This window comes from Janthinobacterium sp. BJB401 (genome assembly GCF_013372745.1).
Taxonomy (GTDB): Bacteria; Pseudomonadota; Gammaproteobacteria; order Burkholderiales; family Burkholderiaceae_D; genus Janthinobacterium; species Janthinobacterium rivuli.
In genome coordinates this window covers 53,171-70,091 of the sequence record NZ_JABXFH010000001.1, presented here as the reverse complement: position 1 = coordinate 70,091, position 16,921 = coordinate 53,171, and the positions used below count along the sequence as shown (strand labels likewise).

Annotated in this window: 11 protein-coding genes; 5 read left to right on the top strand and 6 right to left on the bottom strand. The window is 65.1% G+C overall.

The features are described 5' to 3' along the window. Positions 1-154 precede the first annotated feature (154 nt). From HWE17_RS00280 to HWE17_RS00260, 5 genes are all read left to right on the top strand, one after another. Positions 155-2,152, top strand: a complete 1,998-nt coding sequence (locus HWE17_RS00280; protein WP_035822215.1) for a DNA topoisomerase IV subunit B — start codon at positions 155-157, stop codon at positions 2,150-2,152. Further along, positions 2,152-3,861: a molecular chaperone HscC gene (locus tag HWE17_RS00275; RefSeq protein ID WP_303624011.1), complete on the top strand. Its 1,710-nt coding sequence runs from the start codon at positions 2,152-2,154 to the stop codon at positions 3,859-3,861. Before HWE17_RS00280 ends, HWE17_RS00275 begins: the two co-directional genes overlap by 1 nt. A 12-nt stretch (positions 3,862-3,873) precedes the next feature. Next, on the top strand, positions 3,874-5,685 hold the full coding sequence (locus HWE17_RS00270) for a J domain-containing protein (RefSeq protein ID WP_176387361.1): 1,812 nt from the start codon (positions 3,874-3,876) through the stop codon (positions 5,683-5,685). Between the two features lie 48 nt (positions 5,686-5,733). After that, the gene (gene parC, locus HWE17_RS00265; RefSeq protein ID WP_176387360.1) at positions 5,734-8,088 is read left to right on the top strand and encodes a DNA topoisomerase IV subunit A; all 2,355 of its coding nucleotides are present in this window, start codon (positions 5,734-5,736) and stop codon (positions 8,086-8,088) included. A gap of 188 nt (positions 8,089-8,276) precedes the next feature. Continuing rightward, positions 8,277-8,465, top strand: a complete 189-nt coding sequence (locus HWE17_RS00260; protein WP_035822224.1) for a helix-turn-helix transcriptional regulator — start codon at positions 8,277-8,279, stop codon at positions 8,463-8,465. Here the strand turns inward: HWE17_RS00260 and HWE17_RS00255 are convergent. The 6 genes from HWE17_RS00255 to HWE17_RS00230 form a co-directional block, all read right to left on the bottom strand. After that, positions 8,462-8,809 (bottom strand): hypothetical protein, encoded by a 348-nt coding sequence (locus tag HWE17_RS00255; protein ID WP_176387359.1) that lies wholly within the window; start codon positions 8,807-8,809, stop codon positions 8,462-8,464. The two genes, HWE17_RS00260 and HWE17_RS00255, sit on opposite strands and share 4 nt — an antisense overlap. Positions 8,810-8,822: 13 nt before the next feature. Then, positions 8,823-11,138, bottom strand: coding sequence for a M43 family zinc metalloprotease (locus tag HWE17_RS00250; RefSeq protein WP_217916666.1), 2,316 nt, complete (start codon positions 11,136-11,138; stop codon positions 8,823-8,825). A gap of 165 nt (positions 11,139-11,303) precedes the next feature. Beyond that, on the bottom strand, positions 11,304-11,777 hold the full coding sequence (locus HWE17_RS00245; protein ID WP_176387358.1) for a hypothetical protein: 474 nt from the start codon (positions 11,775-11,777) through the stop codon (positions 11,304-11,306). A 214-nt stretch (positions 11,778-11,991) separates the two neighbouring features. Next, the gene (locus HWE17_RS00240) at positions 11,992-13,209 is read right to left on the bottom strand and encodes an acetate/propionate family kinase (RefSeq protein ID WP_176387357.1); all 1,218 of its coding nucleotides are present in this window, start codon (positions 13,207-13,209) and stop codon (positions 11,992-11,994) included. After that, a complete protein-coding gene (locus HWE17_RS00235; RefSeq protein WP_176387356.1) occupies positions 13,206-14,621 on the bottom strand; it encodes a bifunctional enoyl-CoA hydratase/phosphate acetyltransferase in 1,416 nt (471 codons plus the stop codon). Before HWE17_RS00235 ends, HWE17_RS00240 begins: the two co-directional genes overlap by 4 nt. 9 nt (positions 14,622-14,630) lie before the next feature. After that, on the bottom strand, positions 14,631-16,883 hold the full coding sequence (locus HWE17_RS00230; RefSeq protein WP_176387355.1) for a DUF3141 domain-containing protein: 2,253 nt from the start codon (positions 16,881-16,883) through the stop codon (positions 14,631-14,633). Positions 16,884-16,921: the final 38 nt, after the last annotated feature.

Sequence of the window (16,921 nt, the reverse complement as noted above, 5' to 3'; positions counted from 1 at the left end):
CGCACAAGGACGCCAAGCCTGCCGCACTGCCCTCCCCCAGTGACGCTGGACGGGATATACTGTATATTCATACAGTTATCGCCGCCGCTGTCATTGCGCCCGCAGTGCCCTGGCCTGGCGTTCCAACCACTGTCTTTACTTAGCTTGAACACGTATGGCCACTAAAAAACCAGCATCCGACTACAGCGAATCATCCATCCGTGTCCTGAAAGGACTGGAACCCGTCAAGCAGCGCCCGGGGATGTACACCCGCACTGAAAATCCGCTGCACATCATTCAGGAAGTGATCGACAATGCCTCCGACGAGGCGCTGGGCGGTCATTGCACGCATATCGCCGTCACGCAAAACACGGACGGCAGCATCACCGTCGAAGACAATGGCCGCGGCATTCCCGTCGGCCTGCACCCGGAAGAAGGCGTGCCGACGGTGGAAATCGTGTTTACACGGCTGCACGCGGGCGGCAAGTTCGACAAGGGTTCGGGCGGCGCCTACGCGTTCTCGGGCGGTCTGCACGGCGTCGGCGTGTCCGTCACCAATGCGCTGTCGACGCGCCTGGAAATCACCGTCTGGCGCAAGGAAAGCGACGGCAACGGCCTGCACCACATGGTGTTTGCGAATGGCGACGTGATCGAGCCCTTGACTTCCCGCCCCGCCCCGCGCGACGGCAAAAAATCGGGTACGCGCGTCACCGCCTGGCCCGATGCGAAATACTTTGATTCGCCGAACATCTCGCAAACGGAGCTGCAACGCCTGCTGCGCTCGAAAGCCGTGCTGCTGCCGGGCGTGACCGTCACACTCACCAACGCGAAAACGGGCGACACGCAAACATGGCAGTACGCGGAAGGCTTGCGCGGCTACCTGACCGAAACGCTGGCGCAGGTATCGAATGGCGAAACCCTGATTCCCCTGTTCGAAGGCGCGCAATACGCTGGCCCGGATTCGGAAGGCTTTGCCGAAGGCGAAGGCGCGGCCTGGGTGGTGGCATGGACGGAAGAAGGCGCCATCGTGCGCGAATCGTATGTCAACCTGATCCCCACCTCGAATGGCGGCACGCACGAATCGGGCTTGCGCGACGGCCTGTTCGGCGCCGTGAAAAACTTCGTCGAAATGCATTCGCTGCTGCCCAAAGGCGTCAAATTGCTGCCGGAAGACGTGTTCGCGCGCGCTTCGTTCGTGCTGTCGGCCAAGGTGCTGGACCCGCAATTCCAGGGCCAGATCAAGGAGCGTCTGAATTCGCGCGACGCCGTGCGCCTCGTCTCGACCTTCACCAAGCCGCCGCTGGAACTGTGGCTGAACCAGCACGTCGACTACGGCAAGAAGCTGGCCGATCTCGTGATCAAACAGGCGCAGTCGCGCCAGCGCTCGCTGCAAAAAGTGGAAAAGAAAAAATCCTCAGGCGTCGCCGTCCTTCCCGGCAAGCTGACCGACTGCGAATCGTCGGACATCGCGCGCAATGAACTGTTCCTCGTCGAGGGCGACTCGGCGGGCGGTTCGGCCAAGATGGGCCGCGACAAGGAATTCCAGGCGATCCTGCCCCTGCGCGGCAAGGTCTTGAATTCGTGGGAAACGGACCGCGACCGCCTGTTCGCCAATAACGAAATCCACGATATTGCGGTCGCCATCGGCGTCGATCCGCACAGCGTGGGCGACTCGCCCGACCTGTCCGGCCTGCGCTACGGCAAGATCTGCATCCTGTCCGACGCGGACGTGGACGGCTCGCACATCCAGGTACTGCTGCTGACCTTATTCTTCAAGCACTTCCCCGTCCTGATCAACAAGGGCCACATCTGCATCGCCCGCCCGCCGTTGTACCGCGTGGACGCGCCAGCGCGCGGCAAGAAGCCGATGCAGAAAATCTACGCGCTCGACGACGGCGAACTGGTCGCCATCGAAGACAAGCTGCGCAAGGAAGGCGTGAAACAGGGCGCCTGGTCGATCTCGCGCTTCAAGGGCCTGGGAGAAATGAACGCCGAGCAGCTGTGGGAAACGACGATGAACCCGGACACGCGCCGCCTGCTGCCCGTGACCTTGGGTGAAGTCGACCACATGGCCTCGGCCTCGCGCTTCAATATGTTGATGGGCAAGGGCGAAGCGGCCGGGCGCCGCGCCTGGATCGAGGAACACGGCAATGAGGCGGAGGCAGATATCTGATGATCATCGGCATCGACCTGGGCACCACCAACAGCCTGGTCGCCATCTGGCGCGACGGCAAGGCTTCCATCATCCCGAATGCGCTCGGCGAGCACCTGACGCCGTCGTGCGTGAGCATCGATGACGACGGCACCGTGCTGGTGGGCCGCGCCGCGCGCGAGCGCCTGCAGACGCACCCGCAACTGACGGCGGCCGTCTTCAAGCGCTACATGGGCAGTGAAAAGAAGATCACCCTCGGCACGCAGCAATTCCGTCCGGAAGAACTGTCGTCGATGGTGCTGCGCGCGCTGAAGGAAGATGCCGAAGCCTTCCTCGGCCACAAGGTCGAGGAAGCCATCATCACCGTGCCCGCGTATTTCAGCGATGCGCAGCGCAAGGCCACGCGCATCGCCGGCCAGCTGGCGGGCTTGCGCGTGGAGCGCCTGCTCAACGAGCCGACGGCCGCCGCGCTGGCCTACGGCATCCGCGACAAGGAACAGGAAAGCAAATTTCTCGTCTTCGACCTGGGCGGCGGCACCTTCGACGTGTCGATCCTCGAACTGTTCGAAGGCGTGATGGAAGTGCGGGCCTCGGCCGGCGACAATTTTCTGGGCGGCGAAGACTTCGTCACCGTGCTGGTCGACGCTTTCATGGAAGGCAGCGGCTTGCGCGACGCCGTCGGCAGCCGCCTGCTCGACCCGCGCCAGCAACAACTGCTGCGCGATGAAGCCGAGCGCGTCAAGCGCCTGCTGTCGGACCAGCCGTCCGCGCGCATGGCCACGCGCTACCAGGACAAGGAATACAGCTGGGAGATCGGCGAAGACAAACTGGCGCAGCTGTGCGAGCCCCTGCTGGCCCGCTTGCGCCTGCCCGTGGAACGGGCGCTGCGCGACGCCACCATCCGCGCCGCGGAACTGAATGAAGTGGTGCTGGCCGGCGGCGCCACGCGCATGCCGCTGGTGCGCAAACTCGTCTCGCGCATGTTCGGCCGCTTCCCTGCCATCCACCTGGACCCGGACGAAGCCGTGGCGCTGGGCGCCGCCGTGCAGGCTGGCCTCAAGATGCGCGACGCGGCCCTGGACGAAGTGGTCATGACGGACGTGGCGCCGTACTCGCTGGGCATTTCCATTTCGCGCCAGGTCGGCGCGAACCAGTATGAAGGCGGGCATTACCTGCCCATCATCGAGCGCAACTCCGTGGTGCCCGTCTCGCGCACGGAAAACATCACCACCATCCACGACAACCAGAAGGAAATCAACGTGGCGATCTTCCAGGGCGAGTCGCGCCTGGTGGCCGACAACGTTTTCCTTGGCAAGATCAGCTTCCCGATCCCCGCGAAAAAGGCGGGCGAGATCGGCATCGACGTGCGCTTCACCTACGACGTCAGCGGCGTGCTGGAAGCGGAAGTGACGGTGCTGGCCACGCAGGAACGCCACAAGATGATCATCAGCGACAACGCGGGCGTGATGACGCCGGAACAGATCGAGCAGCGTTTTGCGGAACTGGCCGACCTGAAGATCCACCCGCGCGAGCAGATGGAAAACCGTACCCTGGTCACGCGCGCCGACCGCCTGTACGAACAGTCGCTGGGCGACGTGCGCCAGTACCTGGCGGCGCACACGGCCAATTTCCAGGCCGCGCTGGAAACGCAGGACCCGAACACCATCCGCAAGGCGCGCCAGGCGCTCGACGAGGTATTGCGCCAGGTCGAGAGCGAGAGCTTCCTGTAGATGGACGGCGGCATGGACAACGGACAGCGCAGCCTGTGGGCAATCCTGGGCACGGAGCCGACGGGCGACGAGCGCGCCCTCAAGCGCGCGTATGCGAAGCGCCTGAAGGTGACGCGTCCCGAAGACGATCCTGCCGCTTTCCAGGAGCTGCGCGAAGCGTATGAGTACGCGCTGCGCCATGCGCACCTGTTTGCCGAGGAGTTCCCGGAAGCGCAAGCGGCAGTGGCAGCGGTAGAAACGCCGGTCATGGAAACAGCCGAACTGTGGGGCGTCATCGACGAACCCGCGCGGGAAGCGCAGGAGCCGCACGAACCGCCTGCGGAACTGTGGGGCGTCATTGCCCAGGAACCCGCACCGCCATCCGAATTATGGGGCGTGGTCGCCATCGATCCGGCGCAGGAAGCGGCCAGCCTGTGGCAGGCATTCCTCGAGCATTCGCGGCACGCCGATGCCAGCGAGGTACTGGCCGGCATCCTGCAGGACGACGCCATGCTCAACCTCGACGTGCGCGAGGAATTCGACCTGTGTGCCCTGCGCTACTGCGCCAGCGCCGGCTATGACCTGGCGCTACGTGAGGCCCTGTTCGAACAGTTGGGCTGGGACCGCGATTTTTCCTACCTGGCGCGCAGCCATGGGGACCTGGTGCGCGCTGCCGTGCAGCGCTACCGGGCCGACCGTTCGTTCGCCCATTTCAGCGACAACCGCGACAGCTACCCGGGCCTCGATTGCATCATGTCGCAGCAATCGCCAAGCGCCTATGCGCGCCAGCTGTTCGACCAAAAATTCACGCTGCAGCTGCGCGAGCTGCTGCACGCGATACGCTGGCAGCACGCCGAGATGCTGGCCTGGAAGCTCGATACGGACCTGTTCGAGCAATGGGAACACGCCGTCCATGCCAAGCGCTACTTCAAGCAGACGGCGCTGGCCTCGGGCGGCCTCGGTTTCGTGCTGCACTTCATGCTCGCGGGCGTGCTCGATGCTGCCGGCTTCAAGCTCGCTGACACGGCCGCATATGCCAGCCTGCTGGGCTTCCAGGCGCTGGCCTTTTCCCTGCTGGCCATGCATGCCTTGCGCTGGCCAACGCCGCTGTTCGCGCGCCTGGAAGCGCTGCAAGAAGCGCTGCAGGACCGCCTGCCCATGCTGTGGCAGCGGCCCGGCTTGCGGCAACTGGGCTGGATCGCACCCTACCTCGTGCTGGCACTGCTGCTGTTCCTGCCCGAGCGCAGCGACAGCATGCGCCTCGTCACCGCGGCCGGCTTGTGCGCGTCGGCCCTGCTCGCGTATGCGATGAACCGCCAGCTGCTGCATGGCATGCTGCTGCTCCTGTGTCTGGGCCTGTCGCTGTTCGCGGCCATGTTCATGAGCGGCAGGGGCCCGTCGGCGCTGGCCATCGGCGAGGCCATGCCATTGATATTTTGCCTGGCGGCGCTGGCCCTGCGCTGCGCCACCGGCCTGTATGGCGATGGCGGCTTCCCCGAGGCGCTCTTGCCCCGCCTGCGCGCGGCATGGCTGATCGGCTGCGCGGGCTTGCTGTCGCTACTGTATGTGCAGCAGCTGCCGGCCGCCTTGGTCGGCGCCGCGCTGTATGCCTGGTCGTGCGCCGGCTTGCTGTTTTCCCCCACCGATTTCAAATGGAAGACGATCTGGCCGGTGGTGCTGGTGCCGTCACTCGCCAGTGTCGTGCTGGCCGGCCACGCCCCGGCCATCCGCGCCATGCCGATGCTGCATCACAGCGTCGAGCTGGCTCTGGCTGTGCTGTATTTCACCCTGCGCTATATGTATCTGACGTACGGCAAGTCCTTTTCCAAATCACGGCTGTCATAATCAGCCCCACGAATTCAACCGCAACCACTTAACACCGAAACAAGCGCCATGTCCACACAAACCAATTTATTTGACGATGCCCAGCCTGAGCCGATCGAGCCGGATGAACCGGTATTCGACGGCGAAGCGCTGACCCTGTCCACCTTTGCCGAGCGCGCCTATCTCGATTACGCCATCTCCGTCGTCAAGGGCCGCGCCCTGCCCGACGTGTGCGACGGCCAGAAGCCGGTGCAGCGCCGCATCCTGTATGCGATGAATGAGCTGGGCCTGAACTCCACGGCGAAGCCGCGCAAATCGGCGGCCGTGGTCGGCGACGTGCTCGGTAAATTGCATCCGCACGGCGACCAGTCCGTGTACGACGCGCTGGTGCGCATGGCGCAGGATTTTTCCTTGCGCTACCCGCTGATCGACGGCCAGGGCAACTTCGGCTCGCGCGACGGCGACGGCGCGGCGGCCATGCGTTACACGGAAGCGCGTCTGACGCCGATCGCCAAGCTGCTGATGGATGAAATCGGCATGGGCACGGTGGACTTCCAGCCCAACTACGACGGTTCGACGGAAGAACCGAAGCTGCTGCCGGCGCGCCTGCCGATGGTGCTGCTGAACGGCGCCTCCGGCATCGCCGTGGGCCTGGCGACGGAAATCCCGTCGCACAACCTGGCCGAAGTGGCCAAGGCGGCTGTCGCCATGATCCGCGATCCGAAAATGACGCACGCCGAACTGATGGCCATCATTCCCGGCCCCGACTTCCCCGGCGGCGGCCAGATCATCACGCCGCCGTCGCAAATCCAGGACATGTACGCGGGCGGCCGTGGCAGCATGAAGGTGCGCGCGCGCTGGAAAATCGAAGAGCTGGCGCGCGGCCAGTGGCAAGCCGTCGTGACGGAACTGCCGCCCGGTACCTCGTCGCAAAAGGTGCTGGAAGAAATCGAAGAGCTGACGAATCCGAAGATCAAGCTGGGCAAGAAGGCGCTGTCGCCGGACCAGGTGGCCCTGAAGGCGCTGATCCTCAATTCGCTCGACACCATCCGCGACGAATCGGGCCGCGCCGCCCCCGTGCGCCTCGTGTTCGAGCCGAAATCGAAGAACCAGGACCAGACGGAATTCATGCTGATGCTGCTGGCGCACACGTCGCTGGAATCGTCGACCTCGATCAACCTGGTGATGATCGGTGGCGATGGCCGTCCGCGCCAAAAAGGGCTGGGCGACATCCTGCGCGAGTGGATCGATTTCCGCTTCGAAACCGTCACGCGCCGCACCGGCTACAAACTGGGCAAGGTCAAGGACCGCATCCATATCCTGGAAGGGCGCGAAGCGATCCTGCTCAATATCGACAAGGTGATCCAGATCATCCGCAATTCGGATGAGCCGAAGGCGGCCCTGATCGAAGCGTTCAAACTGTCCGAACGCCAGGCCGACGACATCCTGGAAATCCGCTTGCGTCAGCTGGCGCGCCTGGAAACGATCAAGATCCAGCAGGAGCTGGCCGAGCTGCGCAAGGAAGAAAAGTCCTTGCAAGACCTGCTCGACAACCCGGGCTCGATGAAGCGCGCCGTCATCCGCGAAATCGAAACGGACGCCAAGCAGTTCGGCGACGCGCGCCGCACCCTGATCGAGGAAGCGCAGAAAGCCGTGGCGGAACAAAAGGTGGTCGATGAACCGGTCACCGTCATCATTTCGGAAAAAGGCTGGGTGCGCGCGCGCACCGGCATCGGCCATGATGCGGCGCAGTTCACGTTCAAGGCGGGCGACAGCCTGCATGGCGCCTTCGAGTGCCGCACGGTCGACACCCTGCTGGGCTTTGGCAACAACGGCAAGATTTACTCGGTTCCCGTCTCCGCGCTGCCCAATGCACGCGGCGACGGTGTGCCGATCACGACCTTGTGCGACCTGAGCGGCGGCACGCCCGGCAACGCCGTGCGCATCCTGCACTACTTTGCGGGCAATGGCGCCACCAATTTGCTGCTGGCGTCGAGCGCAGGCTACGGCTTCATCGCCAAGGCGGGCGACATGACGAGCCGTCTGAAAGGCGGCAAGGCCTTCATCACCCTGGACGACGGCGACCTGCCGCTCGAACCGAAAATCATCCCCGAGGCGGCCAGTGCCCTGGCCTGCCTGACGGAAGGCGCGCGCCTGCTGGTGTTCGGCCTCGATGAAATGAAAACCCTGTCCAAGGGCGGCACCGGCGTCAAGCTGATCGACCTCGATGCGAAAGACAAGCTGCTGGCCGTGCAGCCGATCACGCAGCGCGGCGTGGTGGTCTCGGGCATCGGCCGGGCCTCGAAACCGCAGGATGCGTCGCTGGGCGCCACGGCCCTGGCCGAGCATTTCGGCAAGCGCGCGAAAAAGGGCAAGGCGCTGGCGGCCAAGCTGAAACCGGTGTCGATGGCGGCCATCGGCTGACCGGCATCGCGCCACACGAAAAGACAGGTTCGCCTGTCTTTTTTTTCGCCTGGCGCATCTAGCGGCGGCAGGGATAAATAATTTTACAAATACATCCCCCGATCCCGTTACTCCTGCAGGCATGCCACCGGCATGCCGCCAACTGACAGGAGAACAAGGATGACAAACAAGGTTTCAGGCAGGCTGCCATGCAGCGTCTGACCCCGGCCGAGCGGCTGGTGGCGGCCATGGCGGCCGAAGGATTGCCGTATAAAAGCATCGCCAGGGAACTGGGCAAGTCGCCAGCCACCGTGCGCAACCAGCTGCATGCGATTTACCAGAAACTGGGCGTGGGCAACCGCACGGCGCTCGCGCACAAGCTGCGCGGCCAGCCTTAGCGCCGCGCCAGGCGCAGCACGTCGGGTGTCGCTTCGACGATGTCGATCACGTCCTGCGCGCCTGCGCCATCACCGAGCGCATAGCGGCCCATGCCCAGGGGCACCAGCCGGGTCACGGGGCCGGCGCGGGGCCGGTCGTCGGGGCCGGGCGCCATGGACGTCAAGGTTGCCGCCCCTTGCGCCATGGCGCCGGCCGGCGTGCCGAATTCCAGCACCTTGCGTCCCTTGCGGCTGGGAGGGAACGCGAACGTGGCCGTGGGCCGGTACACCTCGATACCGTCCGCATCCTCCTCGAACGAGTGCGTCCAGCTGCCGCTGGGCAGTGCCGTTGTCATGCCGTGCATGGCGATTCCTCCCTCATAAACACGATACCACGCCGCCCAGGCTTTCATAACCGCTCACGGACGGCGACCAGGCCGCGCCGTTCCACGCCTTGTGGAACAGGGCGCCGTTCGTGCCCGTGACAAACACGTCGAGGCGGTTCGGCGCCCAGGCCGTGGCGCGCGGCCGCGAGGTGCACACGCCGCCCAGGTTGTCAAAACCCGTCACGGAGGGCGACCAGGCGGATCCATTCCAGGCCTTGTGGTACAGGGCGCTGTCCGTGCCGATGACGAACAGGTCGAGCCGGTTCGGCCCCCACGACACGGCTTCCACCTCGCCCACGCAAACGCCGCCCAGGCGCTCGAAACCATCGTTGGAAGGCCCCCATTTCGCGCCATCCCACCATTTGTGATACAGGGCGCCGTCGGTACCCGTGACGAAAACGTCGAGGCGGTTCGGTCCCCACGCCACGGCTTTCGGCGACGAGGTGCAGATGCCGCCCAGCCGCTCATAGCCCGTCAGCGACGGTCCCCAGGCCGTGCCGTTCCACCACTTGTGGTACAGGGCCCGGTCCGTGCCGACGACGAACACGTCCAGGCGGTTCGGCCCCCACGCCACGGCTTCCGGCTGGCCCAGGCAAACGCCGCCCATGGCTTCGTAGCCCGTCAGCGACGGTCCCCAGGCGGACCCGTTCCACCACTTGTGATACAGGCCGCGGTCCGTGCCGACGACAAACACGTCGAGGCGGTTCGGTCCCCAGGCCACGGCGCGCGGGTCGCCCACGCACAAGCCGCCCATCGCTTCATAGCCGGTCAGCGACGGCCCCCAGGCAGTGCCGTTCCACCATTTGTGGAACAAGCCGCTGTCGGTGCCCGTGACGAATACGTCGAGCCGGTTCGGCGCCCACGACACCACCTGCGGCGCACTGGTGCAAATGCCGCCCTGCCCTTCATAGCCGGTGACGGACGGCGCCCAGGCGGTGCCATTCCAGGCCTTGTGATACAGCGCGCGATCCGTGCCCACCACGAAGACGTCGAGGCGGTTCGCGCCCCAGGCGACGACGGGAGAAGAGCTCTGGCGCGGCGTGGCGCCTGCGCCCGTCCCTCCCGTGCCGATGCTGGCGCGCGGGCCATCGAGGCAAGCCTGCATGCGCGCCACCTGGCCGGCCGTGAACATGAACATGGCGGGATCGTCGACGTAATCCATGTAATTCATGAACATGTCGCCATTCGGCCCGTTATTGCACGACACCTGGGGAAACGAGGGCTGGCCCGTGTTCGGCCCGCCCTGGTTCGGCGTGTCGGCCACGTTGTCCGTGCCCGAGCAACCGGTGCCGTCGTCGCCCCAGATATGGTTCAGATTCAGCCAGTGGCCAATTTCATGCGTGGCCGTGCGCCCCAGGTGGAACGGCGGCGCCGCCGTGCCCGTCGTGCCAAAGGCCGATTGCAGGATCACCACGCCGTCGGTCGCAGCCTGGCCGCCGGGAAACTGCGCATAGCCGAGTAAGCCGCCGCCAAGCTGGCAGACCCAGATATTCAGGTAGCTGTCGGCCGGCCAGGCATCCATGCCGCCCGTCGCCTGCGACTTGACGGCATCGTCCGCGCCAAACGAGGCCACCGTCGTCTGGCGCCGCTCGATGCCGCTGGTGGCCGCGCCATGCGGATCGTTCGTGGCCAGCGCGAACTCCACGCGCGCGTCGGCCGTCAGCGGCAGGAATGGCGCTGGCGTACTGTTCACATCTGGGTTGACGCGCCGGAAATCGCGGTTCAGCACATCGATCTGGCTGGCGATCTGCGCATCCGAAATATTCTGCGCGGCCGTATTCCACACCACGTGCACGACCACCGGGATGTGCGTCACGCCGGCACGCCCCGCAATGCTGGCGTCGCCCTCGTACAACCCGGCCAGGTTTTCGATATCGGCGCGCACGTTCGCATACGACGGGTCTTCTGTCAGCAGGCGCCGATGCACATCCATCGTGGCGCAGGTGCGCGTCTGCGGCGTGCCGCCGCCCTGCCCCCCATCACCGCCATTGCCTCCGCTATCGCCACCATCGCCGCCCATGCCGCCACCGCCGACCTGCATGCAGCTGGCGCCTGCCATGCCCTGCGGCGCCTGCTGCATGCCGCCGCCCGGCATGGCGTAGGCATCCGCGGCGGACGCCCCCTGGGTGAGCGCCGCCTGGTCGGCATATGACACGCCCAGGCGCAGCCCCGGCATGGCGTCGCCGCCCGCCGCATCGGCGCCAGCCTGCATGTCGCCCTCGACCGGCATGGACTGCGTGGCGGACATGGCTGGCGCGCCTTCCGCCGACCCGGTGGCCGGTGATTTTTTCGTTTTAGCGGTGCTCATGATGTCTCCTTCGTCTGTTTGCCAGTTCACTATGGCACGGCGAAAAGCGGAGCATTTGCGCCAGATCAAGACTGGCAAGCGCAAGCAAGGAAAAGTGCTGGACGAAAAAAAAAGACAGCCGAAGCTGTCTTTTGGGCTTGCAGGCCGTGGCCCGCAAACAGGGAATTACTTGGCGGCGGCGGCCTTGACTTCAGCGTCTGCCTTGGCCTTGACTTCTTCCGTCTTGGTGGCGGCGATGGCTTTATCGGCGTTCGCTTCCACTTTTTCCTTGGCGACCTTGGCGTCCGCTTTCACGGCGGTTTTGCCCGCTTTCGCATCGGCCTTGGCGGCGGCCTTGTCAGCCTTGGCTTGCGCCTTCATCTTGTCTTCCGGATCGGCATCGACCACTTTGTCGTGGGCCTTGGCCTTGGTTTTGTTCGCCTTGTGCTGGGCATCGGCTTTCTTTTCGTCAGCCTTCATTTCAGCCTTGGCGACGTTGGCGTCAGCCTTGGCATCGACTTTGGCTTCCTTGTTGGCAGCCTTGTTGATGTCATGCTGCGCAGACGCCTGAGCGCTGGCAACGGCTGGGGTAACTGGCGTTTGCGCGATGGCAGCGGTGGCAAACAGGGTGGCGATCAGGGCGGCGAGTAATTTGTTCATGATGAGACCTTTCAATATGGTTTAATTTTATTCTTACTAAAGGCGGGCAAAATGTTCAAAATTTGCCAGGCATCGCGCTGTTTCTTGATGTAGCGCAATGGCATGACTTCATAGTAAAGATAACGGGCAAACCACACAGTGCGTTAGCGCACTCAACGGAAAATATGTGCAAATCAGCAAATTTCCCATTGGGTGCGATGCAGGTCTCAGTTCCTCATGCGCCCACGGCCAAGGCCGCATGGCGGGCAGCCACCCACTCCTCATTCGCCGGCTCCACGCCCACCACGATGCGGCTGGCATCGGTGGAAATACGGCTGGCGTTGCGCGCATTGGCCTGCGCATCGAGCACGGGGCCGATGAACCCCAGTTCGGCGCAGATGCGCTGGCGCAGCTCGGCGCTGTGCTCGCCGATACCGGCCGTAAACACCAGCATGTCCAGGCCACCCAGCACGGCGGTCAGGGCGCCGATCTCGCGCACGATGCGGCGGATATACAAGGCCAGCGCGGCGCGGATGCGCTCGCCCGTGGCATCTTGCCGGTCCTGCTGCGCCAGCAGCACCGGCGGATCGGCCGACACGCCCGACACGCCCAGCAAGCCCGATTCGTGGTACAGCACATGCGCCACTTTTTCCAGCGACAGTTTTTCGATTTCCATCAGGTAGATCACGGCGCCCGGATCGAGCGAACCGCAGCGCGTGCCCATCATCAGGCCGTCGAGCGCGGAAAAGCCCATGGTGGTGGCCACGCTATGCAAATTATCCATGGCGCACAGGCTGGCGCCGCTGCCCAGGTGGGCGACGATGACCTTGCCGCGCGCGACGGCGCCAAAACGCTGCTCCAGCACCAGCGACTGGTATTCGTACGACAGGCCGTGGAAGCCATAGCGGCGCAAGCCCCGCTCCCACGCATCGTAAGGCAGGGCCAGCATCTGCTCGACCTGCGGCACCGTGTGGTGGAAGGCCGTATCGAAGCACGCCACCTGGGCGATGTCGGGCCGCGATTCGAGCAGCACCTCGATCGCTTCGAGCGCGAACGGCTGGTGCAGGGGCGCCAGCGGCACATAACTTTTCAGGTCGGCCAGCACCTTGAAATCGATGCGCACGGGGGCGAAATACTTGCTGCCGCCATGCACCACGCGGTGCGCCACGGCGCGCAAGGAACGCCCGTCCAGCTGCGCCACCACTTGCGCGCGGATGTATTCGAGCGCCGCGTGATGCGGCTGCGCCGGATCGAGCTGCAAGGCGACTGCCGGCAAACCGCCGGCCCGGTAGGTGGCGTTTTCGCGGCCGATGCCTTCGACCTTGCCGCTCCATTGCGCCTGCTGCGGCAGCACGCCGCCCGCCTGCTCGAACAGGGCGAACTTGATGCTCGACGAGCCGCAATTGAGCACCAGGATCAGGGCGCCATCGGCATGTTGGACTGCTGCGTTCATGGCGGCGTGCTCCGGTAATGGTTGGCCAGCATCACGGCGATGGCGCACGAGGCGATGCGGCTGGCGCGCGAGTCGGCGCGGCTGGTGAGGATGACGGGGATTTTCGCGCCCAGCACGATGCCGGCGCTGTCCGCGTCGCCCATGTATTCGAGCTGCTTGGCCAGCATATTGCCGCTTTCCAGATCGGGCACCAGCAAGATGTCGGCACGGCCAGCCACTTCCGAGACGATGCCCTTGACGGTGGCGGCGGCGATCGACACGGCGTTATCAAAAGCCAACGGGCCGTCGAGGATGGCGCCCGTGATCTGGCCACGGTCGGCCATCTTGCACAGGGCGGCCGCGTCCAGCGTGGCCGGCATGTCCGCATTCACCGTTTCCACGGCGGCCAGGATGGCCACGCGCGGGCAGACCACGCCGATCACGTGCGCCAGGTCGATGGCGTTGCGCACGATGTCGGCCTTCATGGCCAGGTTGGGCGCGATATTGATGGCCGCGTCCGTGATGATGAAGGGGCGCGGATACGCGGGTGTCTGCATCAGGAAGCAGTGGCTGATGCGGCGCTTGGTGCGCAGGCCGGCGCTGGCCGACAGTACGGCCGACATCAGTTCATCCGTGTGCAGGCTGCCCTTCATCAAGGCTTCCACTTCGCCCTTGCCCGCCAGTTCGGCGCCGCGCGCGGCGGCCGCATGGCTATGCTCGACGTCCTCGATGGCGATGCCTTCCAGGCTCAGGCCCGCCGCCAGCGCCACCGCTTCCAGGCGCGCGCGCGGCGCCACCAGCACGGGCGTGATCAGGCCAGCCGCATAGGCGTCCAGCGCGCCCGCCAGGCTCAGTTCATCGCAGGGGTGGATCACGGCCACCCTGATCGGGCCCAGGGTGCGCGCCTGCTCCAGCAGGCGGCGCGTGCCGTCGCCGTTATGCAGGCGTACTTCGGGGAGGGTGGCGCGCTTGCGTTCGATCTGTTCGGCGGGCGCGATCACCTGCGCTTCGCCGTCGAGCACCACGGCGCCATGCTGGTTGACGCAGCGGCAAGCCAGGGTCACGTGGCGGTTGCGCGGCTCGCGCGCCGTGACGGTGACGCTGATGGCCAGCGTATCGCCCACGCGCACGGGCTGCAAAAAGCGCAGGGTCTGCCCCGTGTAGACGGTGCCGGCGCCGGGCAGGCGCGTGCCCAGCACGGCGGAAATGAGGGCCGCGCCCCACATGCCGTGGGCGATCACGCCTTCGTAGCGGGTGGCGGCGGCAAATTCCGTATCGAGGTGCTGCGGGTTGTCGTCGCCCGACATCACCGCGAACAGAGCGATGTCGTCCATGCTCAGGGTGCGCGTGATGCTGGCCGTGTCGCCGATGGCGATCTGGTCGAAGGTGCGGTTGCGTACGATATTCAGATCATCGTCTTGGGTAGTAGTCATCGTGGTCTTCTAGGCAGGAGTAATGTGTTTGGCCGGTCTGGCTTTCGGTTCAGTCCTGGATGCGCGCACAACCGACTGCTGCTCCTTGACCGCGCGGTCAAAGACGTCCAGCATCTGCTGCAGGCTCGCTTCCTCGTCCGGCGTCGGCGCCTCGGGTACTTGCAGCACTTGCTGCAGCCACTCGGCCAGCGCGCCGATGTCGTCCGGCCTGGCGCGCGACAGCAAGTCCGGCAAGGCGGCGATGGCGGTATCGAAATCATGCAGCATCAGGCGCGCCTGCTGGCGCACGATGCCGCGGAATTCCTCCATGTTGACATCCTGCCGGTATTGCGGCTTGATCAGTTTGAGGGCCAGGTTGACCCTGCGCTCGTCGGCGATCATGCGGAAGCGGTAGATGTAGAACAGCGCGCGCACGGCCGCTTCCACCAGGCCGCCGCGCTGCATGTCCTCGTCCATCTTGCGCGTTTCGCAGCGCACGTATTCACCATGCTCGGGCGAGATGCCGGGATGCGGGCGCGGCGGCGTCGTGTCGCCGATGGCTTGTCCCGTCAGCGCCTGCACCAGGGGTGAACCGTACACCAGGTCGAAGGTGGTTTCCTGCACCGTATCGCGCCAGTCGCGCCAGCCGTTCAAGCCAGCCGTGATGGCGCCGGAAATGGCTTCCTGCATGGCCAGCAGCGGGTTATCGGGCGATACGGGCTGGCGCTGGGCGCGCACTTTGTCGGCCTCTTTGGCCACCAGCCTGGCGAGCGGATTGTGGTCCGTCCAGCGCTCGTACGACACGCGCAGCGGATGCGCGAGCTGCAAAAAGCGCGCCGATTGCGGCGTGACCATGGCGCGCACCCACGGCTGCGCAAACGTGCGGTACAGGGCCAGGTTCACTTCGGACACGCGCGCGGCGGCGGCGAACTTGCGGTCGTTTTCCACGCTCGGCTGCACGATGGCGCGCACGTCGTCGATGCCGCGGTGCTCGACCTGCAGCACATAGTCGCCGCTGGCCAGGTCCGCGTTCGGCGTATCGGGCGTCTTGTCGACGATCCGCGCTTCGTAGATGCCGGCCGGCAGCAGGTTGATCAGGTCGATATTGCTGGCGAATTTCTGGTGTTCCTTGTGCCCCACCTTGGCCGACACAAAAATGCCCAGGTGGCCGATGCTGTCATGCACGGCGTAGACGATGGTCTGGTCGTGCAGCAGCACGTCCTTGTCGTCGCGGTACAGGTCCGTGATCCAGCCCAGGGCCTGCGGCGGCGGCGTGATGTTGTCGCCATTCGAGCAGAACACGACGATGGGCGAACGGATGTTGCGCAAATCCAGGCGCACGCCATCCGAGGTGATCAATTCAGCCGTGGCCAGGCGGTTGCCGATGAACAGATTGTCGACGATGTACTGCATCTCGACGTCGTTCAGAAAGACGTGGCCGCCCCAGTATTTTTCGAATTCCAGGTAGCGTGGCGCTTCCGTGTCGATGTTCGCGTACAGGTTGTACTGCTTGCCCCACAGGGTATTGGCCGGATTGAGCTTTTCGAAATTCTGCACCAGGCTGGCGCCGTCGAAGCGGCCCTTGCCCAGGTCGCCCGCCAAGGCCGTGGCCCAGCTGCCGCCCATCAGGCCGCCCGCGTAGCGCATCGGATTGCGGCCATGCCAGCCGGCCCAGTACGACACGGGCGCGCCGGCCACGATGATGGGGCCGAACAATTCCGGGCGCATGGCCGCCGTCATGAGGATTTGCCAGCCCGCCTGGCAATTGCCGATGACGACGGGTTTACCCTCGCTGAGCGGATGCAGGGCGATGACTTTTTCCAGGAAGGCCGCCTCGGCGTGCATCACGTCTTCCACCGTCTGTCCCGGCACGGGATCGGGCAGGAAGCCGATGAAGTAGCACGGGTGGCCGGCGCGCAGGGCCACGCCGATCTCGCTCTCGGCCTTGAAACCGCCGATGCCGGGACCGTGTCCCGCGCGCGGATCGACGACGACGAAGGGGCGCTTCGATGGATCGGGTTCGGGCGCATCGGGCGTCAGGATGCGCGCCAGGCCATAGTTGACGGGGCGCGCCAGCTCCAGGCCCGACAGCACCAGTTCGGCGGGGAAGTCCAGCACGTTCGGCACTTCCTCGGCCATGTGCTCCTGGTACTGGTTGCCGCGCCGGCGCATCACGTCCGCATACAGCACGATGCGCTGCCACGAGTCGCGCGCATAGTCGCCCAGCACGCCCAGCGACGGCAAGCCGCCGGTGGAGAAAAATGGTGCAGCTTCGATCTTCATGGCTATCCTTTTCATGCAAAAAACGCCGGACCATTCCG